Origin of the sequence: Streptomyces canus (genome assembly GCF_001514145.1) — a bacterium.
In the GTDB taxonomy this organism is placed as follows: Bacteria; Actinomycetota; Actinomycetes; order Streptomycetales; family Streptomycetaceae; genus Streptomyces; species Streptomyces canus.
Genome location: NZ_KQ948662.1, coordinates 321,840 through 345,079, shown reverse-complemented (window position 1 = coordinate 345,079; position 23,240 = coordinate 321,840). Strand labels below are relative to the sequence as shown.

General features: G+C 69.9%; 18 protein-coding genes. 15 read left to right on the top strand and 3 right to left on the bottom strand.

The features are described 5' to 3' along the window. The first annotated feature begins 1 nt into the window (after position 1). Both AQJ46_RS24005 and AQJ46_RS24000 read left to right on the top strand, forming a co-directional pair. A complete protein-coding gene (locus tag AQJ46_RS24005; protein WP_059207556.1) occupies positions 2–2,935 on the top strand; it encodes a hypothetical protein in 2,934 nt (977 codons plus the stop codon). A 22-nt stretch (positions 2,936–2,957) separates the two neighbouring features. Beyond that, positions 2,958–3,848 carry an endonuclease/exonuclease/phosphatase family protein gene (locus AQJ46_RS24000; RefSeq protein WP_059207555.1) on the top strand — a complete coding sequence of 297 codons (891 nt, stop codon included), beginning with the start codon at positions 2,958–2,960 and terminating at the stop codon, positions 3,846–3,848. 11 nt (positions 3,849–3,859) lie between these two features. Here AQJ46_RS24000 and AQJ46_RS23995 read toward each other — a convergent pair whose 3' ends face one another. Beyond that, entirely contained in the window at positions 3,860–5,080 is a 1,221-nt protein-coding gene (locus tag AQJ46_RS23995) for a metallophosphoesterase (RefSeq protein ID WP_059207554.1), read from the bottom strand. Positions 5,081–5,205: 125 nt separating this feature from the next. Next, complete coding sequence (locus AQJ46_RS23990; protein ID WP_059207553.1) at positions 5,206–6,672, bottom strand: non-reducing end alpha-L-arabinofuranosidase family hydrolase; 1,467 nt, start codon at positions 6,670–6,672, stop codon at positions 5,206–5,208. 310 nt (positions 6,673–6,982) lie between these two features. Between AQJ46_RS23990 and AQJ46_RS23985 the strand changes: the two genes are divergently transcribed. The 9 genes from AQJ46_RS23985 to AQJ46_RS23945 all read left to right on the top strand — a co-directional run bounded on the left by AQJ46_RS23985 (position 6,983) and on the right by AQJ46_RS23945 (position 16,951). Next, on the top strand, positions 6,983–8,413 hold the full coding sequence (locus AQJ46_RS23985; RefSeq protein ID WP_059207552.1) for an endo-1,4-beta-xylanase: 1,431 nt from the start codon (positions 6,983–6,985) through the stop codon (positions 8,411–8,413). Positions 8,414–8,530: 117 nt separating this feature from the next. Further along, positions 8,531–8,815 (top strand): hypothetical protein, encoded by a 285-nt coding sequence (locus AQJ46_RS23980; RefSeq protein WP_059207551.1) that lies wholly within the window; start codon positions 8,531–8,533, stop codon positions 8,813–8,815. Between the two features lie 304 nt (positions 8,816–9,119). Beyond that, on the top strand, positions 9,120–9,956 hold the full coding sequence (locus tag AQJ46_RS23975; protein WP_059207550.1) for an SDR family oxidoreductase: 837 nt from the start codon (positions 9,120–9,122) through the stop codon (positions 9,954–9,956). 6 nt (positions 9,957–9,962) lie between these two features. After that, on the top strand, positions 9,963–11,288 hold the full coding sequence (locus AQJ46_RS23970) for an NAD(P)/FAD-dependent oxidoreductase (RefSeq protein ID WP_059207549.1): 1,326 nt from the start codon (positions 9,963–9,965) through the stop codon (positions 11,286–11,288). A 54-nt stretch (positions 11,289–11,342) separates the two neighbouring features. Further along, positions 11,343–12,827, top strand: coding sequence for a cytochrome ubiquinol oxidase subunit I (locus AQJ46_RS23965; RefSeq protein WP_059207548.1), 1,485 nt, complete (start codon positions 11,343–11,345; stop codon positions 12,825–12,827). After that, on the top strand, positions 12,827–13,867 hold the full coding sequence (locus AQJ46_RS23960) for a cytochrome d ubiquinol oxidase subunit II (protein ID WP_059207547.1): 1,041 nt from the start codon (positions 12,827–12,829) through the stop codon (positions 13,865–13,867). The genes AQJ46_RS23965 and AQJ46_RS23960 overlap by 1 nt, the downstream gene beginning before the upstream one ends. Positions 13,868–13,957: 90 nt before the next feature. Then, positions 13,958–15,745, top strand: coding sequence for a cation:proton antiporter (locus AQJ46_RS23955; RefSeq protein WP_059207546.1), 1,788 nt, complete (start codon positions 13,958–13,960; stop codon positions 15,743–15,745). Between the two features lie 226 nt (positions 15,746–15,971). After that, the gene (locus tag AQJ46_RS23950; protein ID WP_057610702.1) at positions 15,972–16,391 is read left to right on the top strand and encodes a DUF7144 family membrane protein; all 420 of its coding nucleotides are present in this window, start codon (positions 15,972–15,974) and stop codon (positions 16,389–16,391) included. Positions 16,392–16,408: 17 nt separating this feature from the next. Next, positions 16,409–16,951: a gluconokinase gene (locus AQJ46_RS23945; RefSeq protein WP_059207545.1), complete on the top strand. Its 543-nt coding sequence runs from the start codon at positions 16,409–16,411 to the stop codon at positions 16,949–16,951. Between the two features lie 39 nt (positions 16,952–16,990). Here the strand turns inward: AQJ46_RS23945 and AQJ46_RS23940 are convergent, their stop codons facing one another. Further along, positions 16,991–17,953 carry a DUF389 domain-containing protein gene (locus AQJ46_RS23940; protein WP_059207544.1) on the bottom strand — a complete coding sequence of 321 codons (963 nt, stop codon included), beginning with the start codon at positions 17,951–17,953 and terminating at the stop codon, positions 16,991–16,993. 130 nt (positions 17,954–18,083) lie between these two features. On the opposite strand from AQJ46_RS23940, the gene AQJ46_RS23935 reads away from it, so the two are divergent. The 4 genes from AQJ46_RS23935 to AQJ46_RS23920 all read left to right on the top strand — a co-directional run bounded on the left by AQJ46_RS23935 (position 18,084) and on the right by AQJ46_RS23920 (position 23,218). Next, complete coding sequence (locus AQJ46_RS23935; protein WP_208616974.1) at positions 18,084–19,016, top strand: cyclase family protein; 933 nt, start codon at positions 18,084–18,086, stop codon at positions 19,014–19,016. 206 nt (positions 19,017–19,222) lie between these two features. Beyond that, on the top strand, positions 19,223–20,137 hold the full coding sequence (locus AQJ46_RS23930; RefSeq protein WP_079072412.1) for a YhjD/YihY/BrkB family envelope integrity protein: 915 nt from the start codon (positions 19,223–19,225) through the stop codon (positions 20,135–20,137). A 79-nt stretch (positions 20,138–20,216) separates the two neighbouring features. Next, positions 20,217–21,803 (top strand): GMC oxidoreductase, encoded by a 1,587-nt coding sequence (locus tag AQJ46_RS23925; protein ID WP_059207543.1) that lies wholly within the window; start codon positions 20,217–20,219, stop codon positions 21,801–21,803. Further along, positions 21,800–23,218, top strand: a complete 1,419-nt coding sequence (locus tag AQJ46_RS23920; RefSeq protein WP_059207542.1) for a DUF2252 domain-containing protein — start codon at positions 21,800–21,802, stop codon at positions 23,216–23,218. Before AQJ46_RS23925 ends, AQJ46_RS23920 begins: the two co-directional genes overlap by 4 nt. The last annotated feature ends 22 nt before the right edge of the window (positions 23,219–23,240 follow it).

Sequence of the window (23,240 nt, the reverse complement as noted above, 5' to 3'; positions counted from 1 at the left end):
GATGCCCACCACGATCCAGACCACCGACGAGCTGTACCAGGCGCTCCAGGCCAACGACGAGCGTCCCTACGGCCGTACCCGCACCGTCACCGCCGAGGAACTCGTCGACGCGGCCGAGCAGTTCGAGGAGACCGTCCCGCTCGTCCACGCCCTCCTCGAACTCCAGGAGGCGTACACCTACGGCTCCGAACCCCGGAAGTCTCCCGTCGTCTTCGCCCGGCTGCTCACCCTCTTCGACGAGCAGCCCGACGTCTTCGACGAGCGCCTGCGCCACATGGTGTTCTGGCGGTTCAAGTGGGTGGGCCACGCCCTGCGCCAGCTGCCCGAGATACCGCTGGCCAGCCTGCGCCAGTGGCTGACGGAGATGCGCGACCGCTACGAGAAGGCGGGGCTCGGCCTCCAGCCCTACTACGGACAGGCGTACCAACTCGCCGCCCATGTAGGCGAGGACACCGCTCTCGCCTACGAACTGTGGGCGGGCCGCGCCCGCACCCGGCTCAGCGACTGCGAGGCCTGCGAGATCTGCGAGCGCGCGCTGTTCCACCTCACCGCAGGCGACGACGAACGGGCGCTGCGCACCTGGGAGCCCGTCCTGGCGGGGAAGGAGTCCTGCCAGGAGGAGCCGGCCCGCTCCCTGTCGTACGCGCTGCTTCCCCTGCTGCGCACGGGCCACGCCGACCGGGCGCGCGAACTGCACCTCGTCGGCTACCGCGGCTGCCGCCGCAACCCCGCGATGTCCGGGGAGGTCGGCAGGCACCTGGAGTTCTGCGCGCTGACCGGCAACGAGGCCCGCGGCCTGGAGCTGCTCGCCGAGAACCGGAACCTGTTCGACGAGGTCGACTCGCCCCTGGACCAGCTCGACTTCCTCACCGGCGTCGAGGTCCTCCTCCAGCGCGTCGAGCTCCTCGGCCACGGCGAACTGCCCGCCGCCGGATACGCCGGCCGTACCTGGACGGTGTCCGGGCTGCACACCGAGGTACGGGGCCGCGCGGACGACCTCGCCGCCCGCTTCGACGCCCGCAACGGAACGTCGACCCACACCAACCGCCGCCAGGTCCGCCTCGACCGGGCACCCCTCCTCGACGCGCTGGAACTGACCCTGCGCACCCGCAGCCTCGACGAGGTCGCCCCGGCCGCCCCGGTTGCCGCGCCCGCCTCCCGTACGGCCGCCGCCGTTCCCGATTCGCTGCCCGAACTCATCCTCCAGGCAAGGAAGTTGGAGGAACAGGGACATCCGGACGCCCAGGCCTGCTTCGCGCGGCTGCGCACGCTCGTCGCCGCCCGCGACTACACCCACCCCGACGACCCTGCCGTGGGCCCGCTGGTCCAGCTGCGCGCCGACCTGCTGGCCGAAGAGGCGACCTCGGCGGCCAACAAGGACGACTTCGCCGAAGCCGCCGCGCTCAACGAGGAGGCCGCGGCCCTCTACGACGACGCCTCACAGCCCGGTCACGCGGCAGTCGCCCGCGCCTCCGCCCTGCTCGCCGCCGCCCAGATCCCCGCGGAGGACGCGGACGGAGCCGAGGCGAAGGCGGCCGCGCTGACCGCCGCCCACACGTCCATGGTCCGCCTGCACGAGGAGACGACCGGCCTCGCCCCCTACCAGGAGGCCCGCCTTCTGCGGCTGCGGGCGACCGCGCTCGGCCTGCGCCTGCAGACGACGGGAAGCAAGGAGCACGTCGCGCCGGTGTTCGCCGAGGCGGATCTGCTGCACGCGTTCGCCACCCGGCACGAGGTCGCCGGGCAGATCTCCGGCGCCCTGATGCTGCGGGCCAGCACACACGCCATCTCCGGCGACTTGCCCGCCGCGGTCACCGAGATCGATGCCCTCCTCGACCGGCTGAAGGCGCACGGCCCGGCCTGGCACCTGCCCCGCACCCTTGGACTGCGCGGCCGGCTCCAGCTCGCCCTCCGGGACCCCGAGGCCGCGTACGCGGACCTCACCGAAGGTCTGCGACTGGCCGCCGACTGGCCGGCCGACACGGTCGACACCACCCGCCTGCACGGCGATCTGGCCGAGGCGTGCATGCACCTGGGGCGTCCCGACGAGGCGTTGCGGCACCTGACGCGTTCGGCGGAGGCGGACCTTCGCCAGGGCAGCCGGATCGAGGCGTTCTGCACCTACAGCAACGCGGCCCAGCTCAGCCTCGACCTGGGCCGGGTCGAGGACTGCATCGCCCTGCTCGACTCCCTGTTGGCCGAACCGGACGTCGCCGCCGGGGAGTTGGACGACCGACTCGCCGCACAGCTGCGCCTGACCCGGGCCCGCGCACTGCGCGCGGGGGAGGACCTCAAGGCCGCCACGGCGGAGTTCGCCGCGCTCGCGGCCGAGTCGGCCGGGTGGGACGACGATCCGGGCAGCCACGCCATGATCGCCGCGGAGACGGCCGTACTCCTCGGCGAGTCCGGCGAGTTCGGCCCGGCCCGTGAGGCCGCGGACCAGGCGATCGCCGCCCATGCCCGGGACCCGCGCTACGAACTGCTCAGCAACTCCCTGCGCGAACTCGCCCGCCTCCAGGCCCAGCAGCAGGGCGCCGAGGGCCTGGCCGACGCCCTGGTCTTCCTCGCCGACGCCGGCCGGATCGCCGACGAGGCCCGCGCCGCCGGGTTCGAGGCGCGTGGCCGCTCCCTGGACAGCGCCCTGGCCTACGAACACGGGCGGGTCAACGCGTACGCCGGCGCGTACGAGGACGCGCTGACCGCCCTGGAGAGGGCCCTCGCCCTGCTCGGCGAGCCGGGGCCGGAGGACGACCGGGTCGGTGAGTGGGCCGAGTGCGTCCGCCTCGCGGGTGCCGTGGAGGGCCTCTACCTGAAACGCCCCGCCCCCGCCCTCACCCGCCTCGACGCCGCCGTCTCCCACCTGACCGCCCTGGGCCACACCGAGGAGACCGAGCCGCTGACCTCCCTGGCGGCCCGGCTGCGCGACGAGGAGTGAGCTCCGTCCCATAACATCGTTCATGCAGACGTCAGTTGTCCCATGGTTCCGTGTCGAGGAGGCGAGGGTGTTCGCAAAGGGCACGTGGTTGCTCGTGGGTGCCCTGGTCCTGGCCTGGATGGTGCTCTCCGGACCCAGTGCGCCCAGCGGTGCCCTCGACGCCGGGTCGCTGCCCGACAAACCCGTCCGGGACGTCGTACCGAACCGGGTCGTGACGTGGAACCTCTGCAACCCCTGCGAGACGGGCAACGACGACCGGGCGGCGGAGATCGCCACGTTCGCGCCCCAGGTCATCGGGCTGCAGGAAGCGTGCGTCGGTGACGTCGAGAAGATCCGGGAGTATCTGGAGAACCTTCACGGGCTCGTCTACCACGTCGAGTACGGCCCGGTTCTCCAGAGCTGGAGCCGTTGCGGGGGAGCGCCCTGGAACCCGGGCGGCTACGGCGAGGCGATCCTCTCGGCGGCCCCGATGAGCGACGTCGTCACCAAGGAATATCCCGACGGCGGCTCCGAGGACCGTGGGTACATGGAGGTCACCACGACGGTGGGTGGCCGCCAGGTCCGCGTCTTCAACACCCACCTCGCCGAACGACGTCAGGAATCGGTCCGGATGGACCAGGTCGGCGTACTCGTCAAAGAGGTCGCCCGGCACGACCCCGCGATCGTCATCGGCGACTTCAACGCGGTACCGGAAGCCTCCGAACTCACCAGGATGTGGGCGCTGGCCGAGGACGCGGACCCCCAGTGCCGTCCCTCGGCGACCGGCACCTGCGAACCGACCACCGACTGGCAGAGCAAGTTCGACTACGTGTTCCTGCGCGGCTACGTCCCGCTCGCGCAGCGCGTGCATCCGAACCCGGTCTCGGACCATCACCTGGTGTATGCCGACCTGAAGCCGACTCCGCGCCGCTGACCTGCGGAGAACTACGGCGAGGTGGACACCGGCGCGGAGCGGAGCACGAGCAGGGTGATCTCGCTGGGGGCGAAGACGCGGAACGGCGGGCCCCAGAAGCCGGTGCCGCGGCTGGTGTAGAGAAGGGTGCGGGTGCCGTGCCGGCTGAGGCCGGCGAGGGCGGGCTGGTCGGTGCGGACCAGGTAGTGGAAGGGCCAGATCTGGCCACCGTGGGTGTGGCCGGAGAGTTGGAGGTCGATGCCCTTGGCTGCCGCCCGGTCGACGAACTTGGGCTGGTGCGCCAGGAGCAGGACGGGTAGGTCCGGGTCGGCGCCGTTCAGGGCTCCCGCGAGGTGGGCGCGGTGGCCTGCCAGGCCGGAGGACTCGGCGGTGACGTCGTCCACGCCGGCGACCACGAGGGTGTCGCCTCCGCGTTCGAGCAGCAGATGGCGGTTGCGCAGCGGCTCCCAGCCCAGCTCGCCCATCAGATCGACCCAGCCCTGGGCCTCGCTGTAGTACTCATGGTTCCCGGTGACGTACACACGGGCCCGGGTGGCCGCCACGGTACCGAGGGGGACGGCCTGGGCGCGGCGGCGTTCGGCCGTGCCGTCCGCGATGTCGCCGGTGTGGCAGACCAGGTCGGCTTCCAGAGTGTTCACCGTCTCGCACACCCGCGCCGACCAGCGAGTGCGATCGAGGGGGCCGTAGTGGGTGTCGGTGATGAGGACGACGCGAAGGCCGTCCAACCCGGCACCCAGCCGTGGGAGGTGCACGTCGAGTCGGCGCACGCGCGGCACGCGGCGGGCTTCGGCGTACCCCCAGGCGAGGAGCACGGCGGTTGTGCCGAGGACGGCCCAAGTGACGATGCGGGCCCGGTCCTGGCCCCCGCCGACACCGGCCACGGTCAGGGCGAGCCGCAAGAGGACGCCGAGCAGAATGGACCAGGTGAACAGAACCCAGGAGGCGCCCAGCAGGGTGTCACCGACGATCGCCGCCCGGTCCTGCTGGCGCCGGCCGTGGCCGCGCGCCATCGCGAGCGGCATACCGACGAGGCCGAAGGCGAACAGGGCGGTGCCGACCAGTGTGACGGGCAGCGGCCAGTGCTGGCCGGTGTACAGGAGCACCCCGCAGGGCACGGCCCACAGCAGGACGGGGGCGATCAGGGGCAGGTAGCGCATCAGGCGGAGCAGTCGGCTCTGCCGCGGAGCTCGCGCTTCGCTGTCGGCGGGTCGGGCGTTGCTGGTATCGGTCACGCTTCTTCTCCCTGACCGGGCTGCCGTCTCACGCACTGTATCCGGTAGCCCTCGGGCGCGGCTCGTCCGCCCTCCTTGTCGCGTGACCCGGGCGGGCCCGGCCGTGCGCCGAGCCCGCCACGCCGTCAGCGCTGCAGTGTCAGCAGACCGGGACGGTAGGGCAGAAGGCCGTAGTCGCCGCCGGAGCTGGGGCTGCGCCCCTGGTAGAGCAACTGCAGATTGCAGGGATCGACGGTCATGGTCTGATCGGCGCCGGTGCGGATCAGTTCGCCATGGCTGATGTCGTTGGTCCAGGTGGCGCCACTGTTGGCCTTGCCGGCGAAGGGATTGCTCTCGGTCGCCGCCTGGGGTGTCCATGAGCCGTTCAGACCGGTGGCCGTGAACGAGCGGAAGTAGCGGCCCTGCGAGCCGATCGCCTCGACGATCATGAGGTAGCGGTTCTGGCCCTGCAGCTTGTAGACCTGCGGGGCTTCGAACAGGTTGTTCGTCGTATCGCTCATGACCACGGTCGAGGTCGAGCCGAAGCTGCCCGGGAAGTTCCCGATCGGCATACTGGCCCGGTAGATCTTGCCGTTGTCACCGGCGAAGAACAGGTACATGTTCGTCCCGTCACCGATGAGCGTCTGGTCGATGGGCCCTGTTCCGGAGCCGGAGATGCTTCCGGAGAAGAGCACCTGCTGGGATGACCAGCCATTCGGGTTGGTGGGGTCGCTCGACGTCCGGTAGGAGAAGGCGGTCCCGCCCCACTGGTAGGCGAGCACCCAGATGTTCTTCGGCGCGAAGTAGAAGAGCGTGGGTGCGACGGTGGAGGACGACATCGTGTTCTGGCTTGCCGAGCCCATCTCCGACCAATTGGTGAACAGGCCGAAGTTCATGGATCCCCAGCTCGTCCCCGTGTCGTGCGTCGTCGCATAGACGAGTTGCCTGCCGTTGTAAGGGACGACGGTGAAGTCCTTGAGCGAGACCCACCCCGCCTTGGGCTGCGCCAGCGCGCCCGTTGATGTCCAGCGGTAGGTCGACGGAAGATCGCACGGGCTGGAGGTGTCGCCGCCGACCTTGACCAGCTGCCACTGCTGGTTGGTGCCGCCCCAGTCGTCGTACTGGACGATGTTCGCGCTGTCGGCGGTGGCGGCGCCCTGCACTTCGAGCGCCTTGTTGCTGTGGCGCGAGATCAGCCTCACATAGCCGTCCGAGCTGTCGGCCAGCCGCCACTGCTGGTTGGTGGCGTTCAGGTCGGTCCACTGGACGATCGCGCCGCCGTTCGCGGTGGACCAGTTGTAGACGTCCAGCACCTTGCCCGAGTGGCGGGACTTGATGCGGTAGTAGCCGCCCCCGGCATCGACGAACTGCCACTGCTGCTGGGCCTGGTCGTTCCTGGACCACTGCGTGATGCGGGCGCCGTCGTCGGTCGCCAGGTTGTAGACGTCCAGGGCCTTGCCGCTGTTGCGGTTGACCAGCACATACGAGGCGTTGGGGTCCACGGTCGCCGCGCCGGCGGGCTGGGCGCCGATGAAGGTGGCCACGAGCAGCAAGGGCGCAAGGACGGCGAGCAGGCGTCTGAGACGGGCCGGGGACTGGTGGCGAAACCACATCAGAGGGCCTCCTTCGGGGGCCGGGAGCGATCTCGAAAGTTTCGAAGAAATCCCGGATGCTTCGACGCCACAAGCTAGGAACGTGCGACTCACCGGTCAAGGTCTGTCGCGGATCTGTCCATAAACAGCACCTCATCCGGCTCGCCGGGACTTCGAATGTTTCGGTTGAGGAACGGAAACTTTTTCTGCGGGGAGTATTGACGATCCATCATCGTCCCGGTCCCATGACCGTGGTGCCCGGTGATTCAGGCCGCCCGGGATCCGGCTCGCCCTTCAGTCCTTCCGCGATGTCTACCTTGGAGGCACAGTCATGGGCTCGTACGCCCTTCCCAGACCCGTTGTCCGCCGGAAGATCCGCACTCTGCTGCCGGCCCTGGTGGTCGGCGTCCTCGGTGCGGCCGCCGCACTGGTCGCGCCGCCGCCCGCACACGCCGCCGAGAACACGCTCGGTGCCGCGGCGGCGCAGAGCGGCCGCTACTTCGGTACCGCCATCGCCTCGGGAAGGCTGGGCGACTCGGCGTACACGACGATCGCGGGCCGTGAGTTCAACATGGTGACGCCCGAGAACGAGATGAAGATCGACGCCACCGAACCGCAGCGGGGCCAGTTCACCTTCACCGCCGGTGACCGCGTCTACAACTGGGCGGTCCAGAACGGCAAGCAGGTGCGCGGCCACACCCTGGCCTGGCACTCCCAGCAGCCCGGCTGGATGCAGAGCCTCAGCGGCAGCACGCTGCGCCAGGCCATGATCGACCACATCAACGGCGTGATGGCCCACTACAAGGGCAAGATCGCCCAGTGGGACGTCGTGAACGAGGCCTTCGCCGACGGCAGTTCGGGAGCCCGGCGCGACTCCAACCTGCAGCGCACCGGCAACGACTGGATCGAGGTCGCCTTCCGCACCGCGCGCGCAGCCGACCCGGCCGCCAAGCTCTGCTACAACGACTACAACGTCGAGGACTGGACCTGGGCCAAGACGCAGGCCATGTACGCCATGGTCAAGGACTTCAAGCAGCGCGGCGTGCCGATCGACTGCGTCGGCTTCCAGTCACACTTCAACAGCGGCAGCCCCTACAACAGCAACTTCCGCACCACCCTGCAGAACTTCGCCGCCCTCGGCGTCGACGTGGCCGTCACCGAACTCGACATCCAGGGGGCCTCGGCCACGACCTACGCCAACGTGACCAACGACTGCCTGGCCGTCTCGCGCTGCCTCGGCATCACCGTCTGGGGTGTGCGCGACACCGACTCCTGGCGATCGCAGGACACGCCGCTGCTGTTCAACGGCGACGGCAGCAAGAAGCCGGCCTACACCGCCGTCCTCAACGCACTCAACGGCGGCACCTCCACACCCCCCTCGGGTTCCGCAACGATCAAGGGCGTCGGGTCGGGCCGCTGCCTGGACGTGCCCAGCAGCAGCACCACCGACGGCACCCAGCTCCAGCTGTGGGACTGCAACAACGGCACCAACCAGCAGTGGACGTACACCGCCGCCGGTGAGCTCAGGGTCTACGGCAACAAGTGCCTGGACGCCGGCGGCACCGGCAACGGCACCAGGGTCCAGATCTACAGCTGCTGGGGCGCCGACAACCAGAAATGGCGCCTCAACTCCGACGGATCCATCGTCGGCGTCCAGTCCGGCCTCTGCCTCGACGCCGTCGCGGGCGGTACCGCCAACGGCACCCTGATCCAGCTCTACTCCTGCTCGAACGGCAGCAACCAGCGCTGGACCCGCACCTGAGGGAGACCGTGCGGCGCCGCCGGGTGGTGGGTTGCCTGGAGTCCGACGAAGTCTCCAGGCAACCGCCGGGCCGTTGGTCGGGATGCGAGGCGGCTCCCCCCGTTGGAAGGTGGAGCCATGAACCAGAACTACCGCCAGTCTCAGCGGATGATCGAGATCGACACCCGGCTCATCAGGGCCGGCGCCGTGCTCACCGCGGCCGGTGCCGCGGTGGCGTGCGCCGGCATGGGCGTCGCGGCCTTCGCCGTGTTCTCGGCGGGCCGGCGCATGATCCGCGACATGGACGTGCCCCCCTCGCAGCAGGCGGCCATGAAGTGGCGACAGGCCAAGGAGGCGTCCCTGGCGGGCGCGCGGGCGTGGCAGGCCGCGTCCGACGCCCAGAACGGGTCGCTCGCCCGCTAGGTCCGGCGCCGTCTCCTGGACTTGCCACGCGTGGACGGGATGGTCACGCGTGCCTCCGTTCGCGGCCCCGGCGGCCGCGAGCAGGCTTGAGCCTGCCCTGCAGTGCCGTATACGCCGTCCCTCGACGGCCCCGCATGACGCCCGGGCTGCTAGCCCGACGGTGTGACATACCCCGCCCAAATCGGCGGCACCGTGTGCCGGTCGGTGCTGCCCGTGGCGCAGGGTGCTTTCGTCTCAGGCCGGGTGTGCGACGGCTGTCACCTGTGTCTGCGTGCCGTCCGAAAACGTCCAAGGAGACATCGCGATGACAACGAAAGCCGAAAACCGCGGGACGACGTCCGCGCAACTTCTCAAGGGCCAGAAGGCACTGGTGACCGGCGCCAACTCGGGCATCGGCCTGGCGACCGCCGTTGCCCTGGGCCGGGCCGGAGCGGACGTCGTGGTGAACTACGTCGTCGGTGCGCACGAGGCAGAGAACGTCGTGAAGGAGATCGAGAGCTTCGGCGTCCGCGCCTACGCTCACGAGGCCGACGTGTCCGACGAGGACCAGGTGACCGCCATGGTCGCGCGGATGGTCGAGGAGTTCGGCACCATCGACATCATGGTGGCCAACGCCGGCCTTCAGCGGGACGCGGCCGTGACGGAGATGACGCTCGCCCAGTGGCAGAAGGTCATCGACGTCAACCTGACCGGCCAGTTCCTGTGCGCGCGGGAGGCAGCCAAGGAGTTCGTGCGGCGCGGGGTGGTGGAGGAGGTCTCCCGTTCGGCGGGAAAGATCATCTGCATGAGCTCGGTCCACCAGATCGTCCCGTGGGCGGGCCACGTGAACTACGCCTCCTCCAAGGGCGGGGTGGGCATGCTGATGCAGACCCTCGCCCAGGAGCTGGCGCCGAAGCGGATCAGGGTCAACGCGGTCGCACCCGGCGCCATCCGCACCCCGATCAACCGTGACGCCTGGGACACCCCCGAGGCCGAGGCCGAGCTGCTGCGCCTGATCCCGTACCGCCGTGTGGGCGATCCGGACGACATCGCCAACGCCGTCGTCGCCATGGCCTCCGACCTGCTCGACTACGTCGTCGGCAGCACTCTCTACGTCGACGGCGGAATGACGCTCTTCCCCGGCTTCGCCACCGGGGGCTGATCTCCGATGCAGGATCACATCACGCCCCGCCGGGTGGTGATCCTCGGCGGGGGGTTCGCCGGTCTGTTCGCCGCCCGTGCCCTGCGGAAGTCACCGGTCGCGGTGACCTTGGTCGACCGCCGCGCCCACCACCTCTTCCAGCCGCTGCTGTACCAGTGCGCCTCCGGGATCCTGTCCGAGGGGCAGATCGCCCAGCCGCTGCGCGGGGTCCTGCGGCGCCACCACCATGTGAGGTGCGTGCTCGCCGAGGCCACCGACGTGGACGCCGGCGCCCGGCTGGTCCACGCCCGGCGACCCGACGGCGAAGCGCTCGTGCTGCCGTACGACGAACTGATCCTCGCGGTCGGGATGCGCCAGTCCTACTTCGGGCACAACGAGTTCGCCGCGCATGCCCCCGGTATGAAGACCCTGGACGACGCGCTCGAGATCCGGCGACGGATCTACCGGGCGTTCGAGATGGCGGAAACGGCCGCGGACGACCGCGAACGGCAGCAGTGGCTCACCTTCGCGCTCGTCGGTGGTGGGCCGACCGGTGTGGAACTCGCGGGACAGATCCGGGAGATCGCCGGCCACACCCTCGACCAGGAGTTCCAGAAGATCGACTCCGCCAACGCCCGGGTGCTGCTCTTCGAGGGGTCCGACGCCGTGCTGGGCGCCTTCGGCCCGGCACTGGCCCACCGCGCGGCCCGAACCCTGCGGGGGCTCGGTGTGGAGCTCCACCTGGGCACGAAGGTCACCGACATCGACGCGCGCGGGCTGACGGTACGAGACCACGAGGGCGCGACCACCCGGTTCGACGCGCGCACCGTGCTGTGGACGGCGGGCGTCGAGGCACCGCCGATCGCGGCCGCCCTGGCCCGTGCGACCGGTGCCAAACAGGACCGGGCCGGGCGCATCCTCGTCGAACCCGACCTCACCGTCCCCGGCCATCCGGAGATCCGCGTCACGGGCGACGTGATGAGCCTGAACCGGCTGCCGGGCCTGGCCGAGGTCGCCATGCAGTCGGGCGCCTACGCGGGCCGGACGGTGCGACACCAAGTCGAAGGCAGGACGAAGGAGCCGAAGCCCTTCAAGTACGTGGATCTGGGCAGCGCCGCCTACATCGCCCGCGGCCGGGCCGTCGTCAAGGCCGGCCCCCTGCATCTCTCGGGATTCACCGGCTGGCTCGCCTGGCTCTTCATCCATCTGGCCTTCCTCACCGGCTTCCGCAGCAGGCTGGGTGCGGTGCTCAGCTGGTCCGTCGCCTTCGCCACCAGCTCACGCCGCGAACGCGCCTTCACCATGACCGACACCGACACCGACGCTCCGGCCGCCGGGCCGCCCCCTCAATAGACCTGTCCTTCCTCAGCCCCACCTGCTCATGGGGGGCAGACCTCCGAGGCGCACATGTTCAGCACAGCGATCCATCTCGCGAGCACGCCGGACCAACTCCTGCCGGCTCGCGAGCTGATGGCCTTCACCCTGGCCTCACACATCCTGCTGGTCCCCTTCGGTGTGGCACTGCCGTTCATCACCCTGCTGATGCACCACCGGGGGCTGCGACGCAACGATCCCGTCGCCCTCCTGCTCGCCCGGCGCTGGTCGGCGGTGATGGCCGTGCAGTTCGCCATCGGCATCATCACCGGCACCGTGCTGTCCTTCGAGTTCGGCCTGCTGTGGCCCGGCATGATGGGCCGCTGGGGCGACGTCTTCGGTCTCGGGTTCGGCGTCGAGGCCTGGGCGTTCTTCCTGGAGGCCGTGCTGATCGCGATCTACCTGTACGGCTGGCGCCGGCTCAAGCCCTGGACGCACTTCTGGCTGGCCGTACCACTGCCGCTGGCCGCCCTGATGGGGGCGTTCGGCATCATCGCGGCCAACTCCTGGATGAACACCCCCCAGGGCTTCAGCCTCGACGCCCAGGGCAAGCCGATCAACGTCGACGTGCGGCAGGCGATCTTCACGCCGATCTTCGGCCCGGAGTACTGGCACTTCGTCGTCGCGATGCTCCTGACCGCCGCCTACGTGGTCGCCGGCGTGTACGCGGTCGGCTGGCTGCGCGGGCGGCGAGACCGATACCACCGGCTCGGATTCACGCTGCCGTTCACGGTGGCCGCGATTCTCACGCCGGTCCAGTTCATGCTCGGCGACTCCGCCGCACGCGCCGTCTTCCACAAGCAGCCGGTCAAGTTCGCCGCCACGGAACTCGTCTGGAAGACCGACACCCATGTGCCCGAGTACATGTTCGGCACGCTGAACAGTGACGGGACGGTCTCCGGCGGACTCAAGATCCCCCAGCTGGACTCGATCCTCGCCGGCTTCAAGCCCAGCACGAAGGTGACGGGACTGACATCGGTGCCGGCCTCCGACCGTCCCACCATCGTCCAGGCCACCATCGCCCACTGGGCCTTCGACATCATGGTCACCGTCGGCAGCCTGCTCATCCTGCTCGCGCTCTGGTACGCCTGGTCCTGGTGGCGACACCGGGACAACCCCCGTGGCCGCTGGTTCTACCGCTGCGCCGCCGTCGCGGGCGTCGCCTGCCTGGTCACCGTGGAGTGCGGGTGGATCACCACGGAGGTCGGCCGCCAGCCCTGGATCGTCTACCAGCACATGCGGGTGTCCGAGGCGGTGACAGACACCGCCGCCGGATCGCTGTGGGCGATGCTCGGCATCGTCATCGCCGTGTACGTGGCCGTCTTCGGTTCGTTCCTCGCGGTCGTCCTGAAGATGCGCACCCGCTGGCGCATCGCCGACGAGGGTTCGGCCGCCGCGCGCGCCGGACTGCACCCGGAGGCCGACACCCCGTACGGACCCCGAAGCGAGCCCGAACCCGCGGCCGCCGGGGTCGCGCCCGACGGCGGGTCCGGCCACACCTCTGGCGGTGCGTCGTAATGGCCGAATTCATCGCATGGGTACTGGTGCTCGCGATCGCCGCCTACGCCTGCGCCGGAGGCACCGACTACGGCGCGGGCTTCTGGGACCTCCTGGCCGGGGGCGCGGAGCGCGGCAAGCGGCCCCGCTGGCTCATCGACCACGCCATGGCACCGGTCTGGGAGGCCAACAACGTCTGGTTGATCTTCGTCCTGGTCATCATGTGGACCGGCTTTCCCACGATGTTCCAGGCCGTCTTCGAGGCGATGTGGCTGCCGCTCCTCCTCGCCGCCGTCGGGCTGGTGCTGCGCGGGGCCGGGTTCGCCCTGCGCAAGCCGACCCGACGCCTGGCCCAACGACGGGTCTACGGGGCGATGTTCGCCGTCTCGTCTCTGCTCACGCCGTTCTTCCTGGGGGCGGTGCTCGGCGGCATCGCCTCCGGCCGGGTCAAGGTCGGCACGACCGCCTCCGCGGACGCCTGGGCCAACCCGGTCTCCCTCCTCACGGGTTTGCTGGCCATCGCGGCCACCGCCTTCCTCGGGGCAGTCTTCCTCTGCTCCGATGCCCTGAGGTTCGGCGCGCACGATCTCGTCGACTACTTCCGCGTCCGGGCGCTGATCGCCTTCGGCGCCGTGGTCGTCCTCGCGCTCATCGCCCTGCCCGTCACCCACGACGACGCCCGGTACGTCTGGGACGGCCTCACCCGGGGCTGGGGCCTGCTGCTGATCATCCTGGCCGCCGTCTGCGGACTGGCCACGGTGCTGCTTCTGCTGCGCCGCTCCCACGGCTGGTCCCGCTACACCTCGGTGGCGAGTGTCGCCCTGACCGTCGGCGCGTGGGGCTTCGCGCAGCGGCCCTACCTTCTGCCCACCTCGCTGACGGTGACGCAGGCGGCCGGCGCCGCCCACACCCTGCGTTGGCTGGTGATCGTCACCGCCATCGCGATCGTCCTGGTCGGTCCGGCGTTGGTACTGCTCTACCGGCTCGACACGATGGGCGAGCTGGCGGAACTCACCGACGCCGACACCGGGGCCGCCAGAGCAACGGGGGACAACCTGTAGCGACTTCGGGCCGTTGCTGCCTGTCTCCTGGTGGCGTGGCCCCACCGGATTGAGCACCGACTCGTTCCACCACGCATCGAAAGGCCACTCGTGACAACGGACCAGGTGCTCATCGGCGTGGGCCTGATCCTCGTCCTGGCCGTCGGATCGCAGGTCCTGGCCGGCCGCCTGCGCATCCCCGCCCTCATTCTGCTGCTGCCGGTCGGCTTCGCCGCGGGCGCGTTGATCGACGACGTCGATCCCGAGCGGCTGCTGGGGGCGGCGTTCTCACCGCTGGTGTCGCTGGCCGTCGCCGTGATCCTCTACGACGCGGGCCTCGGGCTGGACCTGGCGAGGCTGAAGGGCCACACCCGCCGCGTCGTCGTCCGGCTGATCTGGATCGGTGTCCTGATCACCTGGTTGCTCGGGACCCTCCTCGCCGCGCCGCTACTGGGGATGTCCCGACGCGCGGCCATCATGATCGGCGCGATCCTCGTGGTCTCGGGGCCGACGGTCGTGGGACCGCTGCTCAGCTTCGTGCGACCGAAGGACCGTCTCCAGCACATCCTGATCTGGGAGGGCTCCCTCATCGACCCGGTTGGTGGCGTTCTGGGAGCACTGGTCTTCCACGCGGTCGTGGCGAGTTCGGGCCACCACCTCGGCAGCGGGACCGCACAGTTCCTGGCCAGCGTGGGCATCGGAGCGGCCGGAGGAGCCGTCGGGGCGGCTCTGCTGTGGCTGTTGTTCCGGGTACTGCGGCTCGGTGAGGTCCTCGGCACCACAGCGCAGCTCGCCGCGGTGATCGGTGTGGCGGCGCTGTGCGATGTGCTGCGTGACGACACGGGACTCATCGCCGCCGTGGTCATGGGTCTGGCCGTCGCCAACCTCCCCGGCATGGGCGCACCCGCACGTCGGCCGTTCTTCGAGACGCTGGTCAGCCTGATCCTCGGCCTGCTCTTCATCTCCATCTCGGCCACCGTCACCCCGCACTCGCTGCGCCATGTGTGGCTGCCCGCGCTCGGGCTCGCGGCCTTTCTGGTGCTGGTCGTCAGGCCGCTGGTCGCGGCCGTGTCCACCCTCGGCACCGACCTGACGCGCGGCGAGCGGGGCTTCATCGGCTGGATGGCGCCGCGGGGCATCGTCGCGGCCGCCACGGCCTCGACGTTCTCGACCGGGCTGGTCGCCAAGGGGATCGGCGGCGCGTCGAAGATCCTTCCGGCCACCTTCGTGATCATCGTCGCGACCGTGACGCTCTACGGCCTGACCGCCTCGCCGGTTGCCCGGCGCCTGGGCGTCGTGCGCCCGTCCCGCTCGCGGCCCTTGCTCGTCGGGGGCGCCCCCTGGGTGGTCGACCTGGGTGTGGCCCTGAAATCGGCAGGGCTGGAGGTCCTGATGTGGGCGGGGGAGGAGGAGCAACGCGACCGTATCCGTCGGGCGGGGATCGAACTCGCGCCCGGTGAGCTGCTGGGTGCGGCCACGGGTGGGGCCGCCGAGCTGGAGGGCATCACGGCGGTGTACTTCCTCACCGCCGAGGACGACTTCAACGCATTGGCGGCGGTGCTTCTGCGAGGCAGCTTGGAGGGTACGGTCCACCGCCTCAACGCACCGGCTGACAGCCACGGAGTGGTGGCGCCGTTCATCGGCGGCGAGGTTCTGTTCGGTCCGGATCTGACCTGGCCGGCGTTCTCCCGTAGATACGAGGAAGGGGCAGCCGTGCTCGGGCAGCCCGCCGGCGACGTCGTACGGCCCGGCAGTGATCCGCTGTTCCTCGTGCGGCGCGACGGCCGCCTCGATCCGGTCACGGCAGGCAGCACGCCGCTGGCCCGGCCGGGGGACACGGTCGTTCTGCTGACACCGGGCGAACGGGCCGGCGAGAACCCGCCGGACAGCCGAGCTTGACCGCACCGCTGTTCCGGCATGGCGGTTTTGCTATCGCGCGCGGGCTGTGGGAAATAAGCAACCGACTTCCGGCCGGGTGCAATTATCGGTGTGCCGGTCTCCTCTATCGGAACACCGTATGCGCCCATACATGTTCTGCCGGTCGGTGATTCTCGTGGCAAGCTGAAATATGAGCCACGGATCGGCTGCAGGTCAGTGGCGAGGTCTACGCTGGAGGATCCAGAAAATGACTACAGCGGGAATGCACCAACGCCGAACCGGGGGAGTGTGGGCGTCCGGTTGGACCGCTTTCGCCGGGGTCATGATGATCTTCGGCGGAGCGATGGCGATATTCGAAGGCATCGCCGCCATCGCCGAGGACGACGTCTTCGTCACCACTCGCAACTACACCTACAACTTCTCTCTGACGAGTTGGGGCTGGATCCACCTCGCTCTCGGCGTCCTCGTCGTGGCCGCCGGTGTCGCCCTCTTCAGTGGAGCGATGTGGGCGCGTGTGATCGGCATCGCGCTCGCGGGCCTGTCGATGATCGCCAACTTCATGTGGCTGCCGTACTACCCCGTCTGGGCCGTCGTGCTGATCGCCGTGGATGCCTTCGTCATCTGGGCGCTGTGCTTCGGAAGGAGCCGGGAGGCCCGCACCGGCTAGGACAAGGGCGCGGCGCTGTGAATGTCACCGCCCACGGGCCGCCGACCGTGGTGGTCCTGGGGGTCTCGGGTTCCGGGAAGACCACTGTCGGCGAGGCGGTCGCCGGGCAGCTCGGAGTGCCGTTTCTCGAGGGCGACGACTTCCATCCGGCAGCGAACATCGCGAAGATGAGCGCCGGCCATCCCTTGGACGACGCCGACCGCGAGCCCTGGTTGCGGGCCCTCGCCGAGCGCATCCGTCAGTCCGCCGAGGCCCACGAGGGGCTGGTCATCGCCTGCTCGGCCCTCAAGCGTGCCTACCGCGACGAACTTCGGTCGGCCGCCGGTGCCGGGCTGTGGTGTCTGTATCTCGCACTGGACCGGGCCACCGCATGGGACAGGGTGTCCCGACGTACCGGTCACTTCATGCCCGCCGGGCTGGTCGAGTCGCAGTTCGCGACCCTGGAGCCGCTGCAACCGGACGAGCCGGGCACGACCCTGGACGCCACCGCAGATCTTCCGGCGCTTCTCAGCCGGGCGCAGGCCGCTGTCCCACGCTGCGACGGGAGCGCGGGCAGCTGACTCATCGCCACCGGTGTCCAGGAACTCGCAGCACCGCTCCTATGCCGTCGGGCGGTCCGCCCGCTCGCCTCGGCGTGCGCTGACCCGGCGCCAGATCGCCCGCTGACACTTGAGTGTGCCGGTCCCGACCACGATCAGTACGACGATGTTGAGCAGCAGTTGCAGCAGTGAGCCCCGGGCCTCGTCCCAGCTGGCGAACGCCGACGAGACACCGATGTCCGCCGCCGCCGGAATCGTGGTCACCGAGATGAAGACACCGAGCAGCGCGCTCGTGCGGGCCTCGGCCAGGGAGACGATGCCGACGATCCCGGCCAGCACCGCCACCGCGGCGGAGAAGAAGTTGGGGGTGTCGATCAGACTCGAGACGGGCCTGAGCCCCAGCTCGAAGGCCCTCGGCTGCAATCCGAAGCCCCGGACCAGCAGGGCGAAGAGGAAGGTCGCGACAATGGCCAGCAGGAAGCCCACGAGCAGCGCCATCAGGCCCTGCTCGATCCGCGGCCGGGCGCGGTGGTCGATTCCGAGCGCGATGCTGGTCATGGCCCCGTACTCGGGCCCGACCACCATGGCCGCGACGATGAGGATCTGGGAGTTGGTGATGATGCCCACCGCGCCGATGAGCCCGGCGATGACCAGGAACAGATAGAAGCTCGGTGGGTACCTGCCCTCGGCCCGGATCCGGGCCTCCACCTGCTCCCACACCGGTGCCCGCAGCCGGGCGCCGAGTACCTCGCTCCCGGTCCTGGCCGCGAGGTCCGAGAACACCGTGTCCACCGGATCGAGGACGAGGGTGCCACGGTGTTCCAGCCCGAGGTCCCGCAGGCCGCGCAACACCTCGTTCGCGGCTCCGGTCAGCACGTCGCACTCGATGGCGTCGCCCTCGGGGTGGCGTACCCGGCCCGTCTGCAGATGCAGGTTCAGCACGCATGTCTCGGCGCTCAGCAGGGCCATGGTGCGTTCGGTGAGGTCCGGCGGACACACCGCTCGGACATGGATCATGTCCATCCGGACCTCCGCGGATCGGTTCGGTGCGGCGGCCTGCGGCCCCGGACGGGGCGCCCATCCATTAACGCGGCGGCCCCCGGCCCCGGCAACTCGGCGTGCCGGTGCCCGGCGCCTGTCGGAGGGTGGGGGTATGCGAACGCCCGACGAGCTGAGCGAGGCCGAATTCCGGTCGCTGTACCGCCGCCTGCGCGCCACGGCCCCCGGCGGTGGCACTCCCAGGGGTGCCCTGGACACGATCACCGGGGAACAGGTGCTGGCGGCCGTCCGCGAGGTGCGGTCGGGACGTACGGTGTCGCTCGCGGCCCCGGTGAACACCCGCCCCGGACCTGACGACGCCGATCCGGCCGAGCACCGGCTCACGGCGCCGGCGGACGCCGAACCGGCGGCGACGGGCCTGGACTTCGCCCGGGACCGCTTCGCCATGAACATCCACGGTGACGTGAACAGTCACCTGGATGCGCTGTGCCACGTCCTCTACGACGGCACCCTGCACGGCGGTGCACCGGCGGCGGGCGTCCTGTCCCCGGCCGGAGCGAGCGCGCTCTCCGTCGATCTGGCCCGCGACGGCATCGTCGGACGCGGTGTCCTGCTCGACGTTCCCCGGCTGCACGGCGTCCCCTGGCTCGAACCCGGAACGGGCGTGACAGCCGAGGACCTCGCCGCGGCCGAGGCGCGGCAGGAGGTCCGGGTCGGCCGGGGCGACATCGTCCTCGTACGGGTCGGACACCGCCGGCGCCGCGAGGAGCTCGGCCCCTGGGACGTGGCCGACGCCCGTGCCGGACTCCACCCGACCGCCATGGAGTTCCTGGCCGAGCGAGAAGCGGCCGTACTCGGCAGTGACGGCAACAACGACACGGCCCCCAGCCCGGTGGAGGGAGTCGCGTTCCCGGTGCATGTGCTCGCCGTCCACGCGATGGGACTGCATCTGCTCGACTACCTGCGGTTCGAGGACCTCGCGCCGATCTGCGCGCGGGAGGGCCGCTGGACGTTCCTCTGCGTGATCGCCCCCCTCAGGCTGCCGGCGGCCACCGGCTCTCCGGTCAACCCCCTCGCGATCCTGTGACGGCAGACGGCAGACGGCAGACGGCAGACGGCAGACGAGCGATCGTCCGGCGTCCCATGGCTCAGGCGGTCAGCCGGAAGACCGCTCTCCTCACCCGTACGGCACAGTCGAGCACGCGCCGAGGGCATCGTCGGCCGCCCGGGGCGGCACTCTGGTGAGGCGGCCACGCCCCGGGCGTGACGGCCGGACCGGACAGCGGGAGCACCATGCGCGCAGACAGAGAATCCGGCTCGCCCGCAGACGGCGGGAAGCGCCGCCGACGCGTACGGGCGGCGGATCTGAAGGCCCGGCTGCTGAGGCTGCGCAGCATCGCCGAGGAGCGGTTCCCGGTGATCACCCGCCTCACCGCCCACCTGATCGCGGTGAACCTGCTGGACTCCGCGACAAGGCTGGCGGCCCAGGCCTTCCTGACCGCCGTACCCCTGCTCTTCCTGGTCGCCTCCCTCGCCCCGCAGGGCGTGCGCGACCAGATCATCACCTCTGTGCACGACCTCTTCGGCATCCACGGCGCCGCCGACCACGAGCTGAAGAAGGTCTACCAGGCCAACCCGGCCAATCTGCAGCAGAGCACCGGAGTGGTCAGCGCCCTGATGGTGCTGCTCTCCGCGACCGCCTGCAGCCGCGCGATGCAGCGGTTGTGCCAACGGGCCTGGCACATGCCGAGTGCGGGCGCCCGGGTCGCCGCCTGGAGATGGCCCGTGTGGCTCGCGGTCTGGCTTGTCGTCGTCGTTCTGCAGGGGCCGTTGCGGGAGGGATTCGGCGCCGGACTGTGGCTGGGCGTGCCGCTCCTGCTGACCCTGGAGGTGGCCGTGTGGTGGTGGACCCAGCACCTGCTGCTGGCCGGGCGCCTCCCCTGGCTGCCGCTGCTGCCCGGGGCGGTCCTCACCGGGGTCGCCCTGACCGCCCTGTCGGTGATCGCGAAGTTCTACGTGCCCGCCGCGCTCAACCGCAGCCTGGACCGGTACGGGTCGCTGGGTGCGGTCTTCACCGTGCTGTCGTGGCTGATCGGACTCTGTGTCGTGGTGGCCCTCTGCATCACCGTTGGTGCGGTCATCGCCCGGGAACCCGCCCTGGCCCGACGTCTTGGATCACCCGCTTGGCCCAACTCGCCGGAAAAGTGACCCAGGGATACGTTGGTACTGGATCAGGTGTCCCTTTCACCCGGCGGGACCGGAGCATGCTCCGAGGACGGTGGCCGGCATGACCGACGAACTGCACTACGACGTCATCATCATCGGTACCGGTGCGGGCGGCGGCACCCTCGCCCACCGCCTGGCCCCCACCGGAAAACGGATCCTCCTCCTCGAACGCGGCGACTATCTGCCCCGAGAACGCGACAACTGGGAATCCACCGCGGTCTTCGTCAAAGGCAAATACCGCGCTCCGGAGTTCTGGTACGACAAAAACGGAAACCAGTTTCCGCCCGAGGTCAATTACTACGTGGGCGGCAACACCAAGTTCTACGGCGCCGCACTTTTCCGAATGCGCCCCGAGGACTTCGGCGAACTCCGGCACCACGACGGCATCTCCCCGGCCTGGCCGCTGAGCTACGACGAGCTCGAGCCGTACTACACGCAGGCCGAGCACCTCTACCTCGTCCATGGCCGGCACGGCGAGGACCCGTCCGAGGGCCCCACCAGCGCCCAGTACGCCTACCCGCCGGTCCAGCACGAGCCGCGCATCCAGCAGCTCAGCCACGATCTGGAGAAGCAGGGGCTGCATCCCTTCCACCTCCCGATCGGGGTGAACCTCACCCAGGACGACCGGGGCCGGGCCACCCACACCAGCGTCTGCATCCGCTGCGACCGGGTCGACGGCTTCCCGTGCCTGGTCGGCGCCAAGTCCGACGCGCAGGTCATCTGCGTCGATCCCGCCCTCGAACACGCCAACGTCGAGATGGTGACCCATGCGGACGTGCGGCGCCTCGACACGGACGGGACCGGTCGCAGTGTCACCTCGGTCGTCGCAACGGTGGGCGACGGGGATCCCACCACCGTGGAGTTCAGTGCCGACATCGTGGTCGTCGCCTGTGGTGCGGTCAACTCGGCCGCCCTGCTGCTGCGTTCGGCCAACGACCGGCATCCTCAGGGCCTGGGCAACAGCTCGGATGTGGTGGGCCGGCACTACATGCGGCACAACAACCTCGCCCTGATGGCCGTGTCCAAGGAACCCAACGACACCAAGTTCCAGAAGACCCTGGCGCTGCACGACTGGTATCTGGGATCCGACGACTGGGACTACCCCCTCGGCGGCATCCAGATGCTGGGCAAGTCCGACTCCGAGCAGATCCACGGCGAAGCGCCCCGCTGGGCCGGGGCCGTCGCCCCCGACATGCCCTTCGAGGTGCTCGCCCACCACGCGGTCGACTTCTGGCTGTGCGGGGAGGATCTGCCCCTCGCCGAGAACCGCGTCACCCTGGACAGGGACGGCGCCATCCATCTGGCCCTCGACGAGAAGAACAACATCGCCGGGCTGAAGCGCCTGCAGCACAAGCTGCAAGGCATGCTCAGCCACCTGGGGATGCACGAACACCATCTGCTGTCGCACAGCATCTACCTGCACAAGGGCATGCCCATCGGCGCCACCGCGCATCAGGCGGGCACGGTCCGCTTCGGCCACGACCCCGAAAGCTCCGCGCTCGACGTCAACTGCAAGTCCCACGACCTCGACAACCTCTATGTCGTCGACACGAGCTTCTTCCCGAGCATCGGAGCGGTCAACCCATCATTGACCGCCATCGCCAACGCCCTGCGTGTCGGCGACCACATCGCGGAGCGACTGCAATGACGTCGAACCACCCGGACAACAGCCAAATCCGGCACCGCACGCCTCAGGAGCGAGCCGAACGGGGCAAGGCCGCCCGGTCGTCCGTGCCCCGTTCCAGCCACGTGGAGTTCGCGCCCACGGTGAAGCGGCCCGACCCGGTGGACATCATCGACGCACAGTCGGCGACGCGGGTACCCGAGCTCGTACCGATCCGCTACGGGCGGATGACCGAGTCGCCGTTCCGCTTTTACCGCGGTGCCGCCGCCATCATGGCCGGAGACCTCGCCGACACCCCCGTGACCGGGATCAGGGCGCAGTTGTGCGGGGACGCGCACCTGCTGAACTTCCGGCTGCTGGCCTCGCCCGAGCGCCGCATGATGTTCGACATCAACGACTTCGACGAGACGCTTCCCGGCCCCTGGGAGTGGGACGTCAAACGCCTGTCCGCGAGCTTCGTCATCGCGGGCCGGGCGAACGGCTTCAGCACCAAGGAGCGGGCCGGCATCGTCCGGGCGACGGTGCGCTCCTACCGCGAGTGGATGCGACGCTTCGCCAAGATGGGCAACCTCGCCGTGTGGTACGCCCAGTTCGACGAGGCGTGGGTGCGGGAGCACTTCGGCGCGGAACTGAGCGCACGAGGCCGCGACCGCTGGTCGCAGGCGGTGACCAAGGCACGCAGCCGGGACAGTCTCCAGGCCTTCGGCAAGCTCACCCACATCGTCGACGGGCAGGTCCGTATCGCCGCGGTTCCCCCGCTGATCACCCCACTCCAGGACCTGCTTGAGGGCGTCGAACGCGACGCGCTGGAGAAGGAGATCCACCGGCTGATCGAACGGTACGGCCGCACCCTGCAGTCGGACCGGCGGTCCCTTCTGGAGCAGTACCGGGTGGCCGACATGGCCCGCAAGGTGGTCGGGGTCGGCAGCGTGGGCACCCGCTGCTGGATCGTGCTCCTGCTCGGCCGGGACGACCAGGATCCGCTGCTCATGCAGGCCAAGGAGGCCGATCAATCGGTTCTGGCCCCCTTCGCCGGGGCCAGCGCCTACGGAACGCAGGGCGAGCGCGTGGTCTCCGGCCAGCGGCTCATGCAGGCCACCAGTGACATCTTCCTCGGCTGGGAGCGGGTCGACGGGATCGACGGTCGCCGACGTGACTTCTACGTACGGCAGTTGCGGGACTGGAAGGGCATCGCCGAACCCGAGGCGATGGTGCCTGCCGGAATGCGGACCTTCGGCGAGCTGTGCGGCGCCACGCTGGCCCGCGCACACGCGCGGTCGGGCGACCGGATCGCCATCGCCGCGTATCTGGGCAAGGGCGACGCCTTCGACCGGGCGCTGGTGACCTTCGCCGAGCGCTACGCCGACCAGAACGAGAAGGACCACCAGGCACTCGTCGACGCCGTCCGTTCGGGACGGGTAACGGCTCAAGCGGCCTGACGAGGCGATCAGCAGGGAGAAC

Bases quoted from the DNA above. Each gene is read 5' to 3' on its own strand.
- AQJ46_RS24005 (WP_059207556.1), top strand. From the start codon at position 2: ATGCCCACCACGATCCAGACCACCGACGAGCTGTACCAGGCGCTCCAG.
- AQJ46_RS24000 (WP_059207555.1), top strand. From the start codon at position 2,958: ATGCAGACGTCAGTTGTCCCATGGTTCCGTGTCGAGGAGGCGAGGGTG.
- AQJ46_RS23990 (WP_059207553.1), bottom strand. From the start codon at position 6,672: ATGTGGTTTCGCCACCAGTCCCCGGCCCGTCTCAGACGCCTGCTCGCC.
- AQJ46_RS23985 (WP_059207552.1), top strand. From the start codon at position 6,983: ATGGGCTCGTACGCCCTTCCCAGACCCGTTGTCCGCCGGAAGATCCGC.
- AQJ46_RS23980 (WP_059207551.1), top strand. From the start codon at position 8,531: ATGAACCAGAACTACCGCCAGTCTCAGCGGATGATCGAGATCGACACC.
- AQJ46_RS23975 (WP_059207550.1), top strand. From the start codon at position 9,120: ATGACAACGAAAGCCGAAAACCGCGGGACGACGTCCGCGCAACTTCTC.
- AQJ46_RS23970 (WP_059207549.1), top strand. From the start codon at position 9,963: ATGCAGGATCACATCACGCCCCGCCGGGTGGTGATCCTCGGCGGGGGG.
- AQJ46_RS23965 (WP_059207548.1), top strand. From the start codon at position 11,343: ATGTTCAGCACAGCGATCCATCTCGCGAGCACGCCGGACCAACTCCTG.
- AQJ46_RS23960 (WP_059207547.1), top strand. From the start codon at position 12,827: ATGGCCGAATTCATCGCATGGGTACTGGTGCTCGCGATCGCCGCCTAC.
- AQJ46_RS23950 (WP_057610702.1), top strand. From the start codon at position 15,972: ATGACTACAGCGGGAATGCACCAACGCCGAACCGGGGGAGTGTGGGCG.
- AQJ46_RS23940 (WP_059207544.1), bottom strand. From the start codon at position 17,953: ATGGACATGATCCATGTCCGAGCGGTGTGTCCGCCGGACCTCACCGAA.
- AQJ46_RS23935 (WP_208616974.1), top strand. From the start codon at position 18,084: ATGCGAACGCCCGACGAGCTGAGCGAGGCCGAATTCCGGTCGCTGTAC.
- AQJ46_RS23930 (WP_079072412.1), top strand. From the start codon at position 19,223: ATGCGCGCAGACAGAGAATCCGGCTCGCCCGCAGACGGCGGGAAGCGC.
- AQJ46_RS23925 (WP_059207543.1), top strand. From the start codon at position 20,217: ATGACCGACGAACTGCACTACGACGTCATCATCATCGGTACCGGTGCG.
- AQJ46_RS23920 (WP_059207542.1), top strand. From the start codon at position 21,800: ATGACGTCGAACCACCCGGACAACAGCCAAATCCGGCACCGCACGCCT.